3 protein-coding genes and 1 pseudogene are annotated in these 2,334 nt (G+C 55.3%); 2 read left to right on the forward strand and 2 right to left on the reverse strand.

The features are described 5' to 3' along the window. Positions 1-3 precede the first annotated feature (3 nt). Positions 4-906 (forward strand): pantoate kinase, encoded by a 903-nt coding sequence (locus tag MVO87_RS11230; RefSeq protein WP_297514206.1) that lies wholly within the window; start codon positions 4-6, stop codon positions 904-906. Here MVO87_RS11230 and MVO87_RS11235 read toward each other — a convergent pair. Further along, entirely contained in the window at positions 903-1,208 is a 306-nt protein-coding gene (locus tag MVO87_RS11235; RefSeq protein WP_297514209.1) for a nucleotidyltransferase domain-containing protein, read from the reverse strand. The two genes, MVO87_RS11230 and MVO87_RS11235, sit on opposite strands and share 4 nt — an antisense overlap. Further along, positions 1,184-1,585, reverse strand: coding sequence for a HEPN domain-containing protein (locus tag MVO87_RS11240; protein WP_297514212.1), 402 nt, complete (start codon positions 1,583-1,585; stop codon positions 1,184-1,186). The genes MVO87_RS11235 and MVO87_RS11240 overlap by 25 nt, the downstream gene beginning before the upstream one ends. 93 nt (positions 1,586-1,678) lie before the next feature. Here MVO87_RS11240 and MVO87_RS11245 point away from each other — a divergent pair. Next, positions 1,679-2,334: pseudogene (locus tag MVO87_RS11245) on the forward strand (ATP-dependent DNA ligase); the annotation flags it as partial.

The raw sequence follows: 2,334 nt of genomic DNA on the forward strand, positions 1-2,334 counted from the left end.
GTGATGCTCATCAGGGCGTTCGTTCCAGCCCACATAACGGCCTTCTTCGTGCCGGTCTTCCACGATGACCCGCTCAAGGCAGGTTCGCTCGGCGCTGGAATCAACCTCGACAAGGGAACAAACGTCTTCGTAAGCGTGGAGACCGGAACGCTGGAAAGGCACGTCCATGTGGCCTTCAACGGAGAGCCAGTGAAGAGGAAAGATGCGGTAATCAGCTACTCCGTCGCCGAGAGGCTCATTCCTTCCGATTTCCTCGGCGAGGTAGAGATATGGCAGTACTTCGACTTTCCCAACGGCCACGGCTTCGGCAACAGCGCTGGGGGCGCTCTCGGCACGGCTTTGGCACTGAGCTACGCCTTCGGGGGAACGTGGCTCAGGGCATCTCAGATAGCCCACGAGGCAGAGGTAACCCACAGAGGAGGCCTCGGCGATGTCATAGCCCAGCTCGCTGGGGGAATGGAGGTTAGAATCAAAGCCGGCGGGCCCGGAGTGGGCGTCGTTGACAACCTCTTCTTCGAGGACTACCGTGTTCTGGTCGTCCCCCTCGGAAAGCTCTCGACGAAAGAGGTTCTTGACGGCGACGTCGTGAAGGCGATAGAAGCCGAGGGAAGGAAGGCTCTGGAGGAACTCCTGAAGGAGCCAACGCCCGAGAGGCTAATGGTCCTCGCAAGGGCCTTCGCCGAGAGGACGGGCCTGCTCACCGGCGAGCTCCTTGAGCTGGCGAAGGAACTCGACAGGGTTCTGAAGAGTCCGAGCTCGATGATAATGCTCGGGAAGGGCCTGTTCGCACTCGTTCGGGAGAAGGAGCTTGAAAACGCGAAGGCGCTCCTTGCCGACCTTGCTGTTCCGTACGACGTTGCAGAAATCCACGAGGGGAAGCCGAAGGTCGGGAGGTGGGTTGGTTAATATATTTTCACGCCCTCACCGAGAACGGTTCGGTGGAAGGAGGTGTCCCTCCACCTCTCAAACTCTTCTGGTCTTTCAACTATAACGTTGAGGACAACTCCGTGTTTCATGAGAACTTCGAAGATGTCATCAATGAGGTCGTCAAGGGCTATGTCTCCCACGATGAGAAGGTCAATGTCACTCTCCTCTCCGTAGTCGCCCCTGGCGTAGGAGCCGAAGAGGTAAACAGATGCTATTCTATCCCCAAACTTCCGCTTTAATCTCGCAAGGAATTCGTTTAAAGCCCGTTCGTACGCTTCCATTTCTTGACCATCTCCTCGGCCTTTTCAAGGAATTCGAGGGCCATCTCAAGGACCTCTTCCGCCTCCTCGCGGGAAGGTGAGTACATAACGTTGTAATCCGCCTGACTTCTGAGCTGAAACGCCTTAGTGAACGCCTTTCCATAGTACTCGTCCAGCAGTCCCTCCTTTACGTACATCTTTCCGAACATCGCCAAGGTGCCCGAATGCTTCTTAGGATTAGCCCCTTTAAGCAACAGCAACGCCCTCGCTGAATGAAACATTGAGTAGTATGCCCTGCTTATCGCGTCTCGATATTTCCCGTGTTCAAATAAAATCTGGGCTGACGATAACTCCTCCTCGGCCACATAGAGCTCGCGCTCTACTTCCTCGACGTTCATGGTTGGCATTACGTTAGTCCCCTATTTAACGCTTGGCCCAACAACCCTTTTATCTCCCTTGCCGTATTGGTTTCGGTGGTGAGAGTGGGTAACATGAGGTACTCCGAGCTGGCCGAACTCTATAGGAGGCTTGAGAAGACCACGCTCAAAACGCTCAAGACCAAGTTCGTCGCGGACTTCCTCAAGAAAACGCCTGACGATTTGCTCGAGATAGTTCCTTACCTGATTCTCGGCAAGGTATTCCCAGACTGGGACGAGCGCGAGCTCGGCGTCGGGGAAAAGTTGCTCATAAGGGCTGTTTCGATGGCAACGGGCGTCCCAGAGAAGGAAATCGAGAACTCGATTAAGGACACGGGCGATTTGGGTGAGAGTGTGGCACTGGCGCTTAAGAAGAGAAAGCAGAAGAGCTTCTTCAGCCAGCCCCTCACGATAAAGCGCGTCTACAGCACCTTCGTCAAGGTCGCCGAGGCGAGCGGAGAGGGAAGCCAGGACAGGAAGATGAAGTACTTAGCAAACCTCTTCATGGATGCTCAACCTGAGGAGGGCAAGTACATAGCCAGAACCGTCCTCGGGACGATGAGAACTGGAGTTGCCGAGGGAATCCTGCGCGATGCCATAGCAGAAGCTTTCAAGGTGAAGCCAGAGCTCGTCGAAAGGGCCTACATGCTCACGAGCGACTTCGGCTACGTGGCGAAGGTTGCCAAGCTCGAGGGGAACGAGGGACTCTCGAAGGTCAGCATACAGATTGG

The organism is Thermococcus sp. (assembly GCF_027063845.1).
GTDB lineage: Archaea > Methanobacteriota_B > Thermococci > Thermococcales > Thermococcaceae > Thermococcus.

Bases quoted from the DNA above. Each gene is read 5' to 3' on its own strand.
- MVO87_RS11230 (WP_297514206.1), top strand. From the start codon at position 4: ATGCTCATCAGGGCGTTCGTTCCAGCCCACATAACGGCCTTCTTCGTG.
- MVO87_RS11235 (WP_297514209.1), bottom strand. From the start codon at position 1,208: ATGGAAGCGTACGAACGGGCTTTAAACGAATTCCTTGCGAGATTAAAG.
- MVO87_RS11240 (WP_297514212.1), bottom strand. From the start codon at position 1,585: ATGAACGTCGAGGAAGTAGAGCGCGAGCTCTATGTGGCCGAGGAGGAG.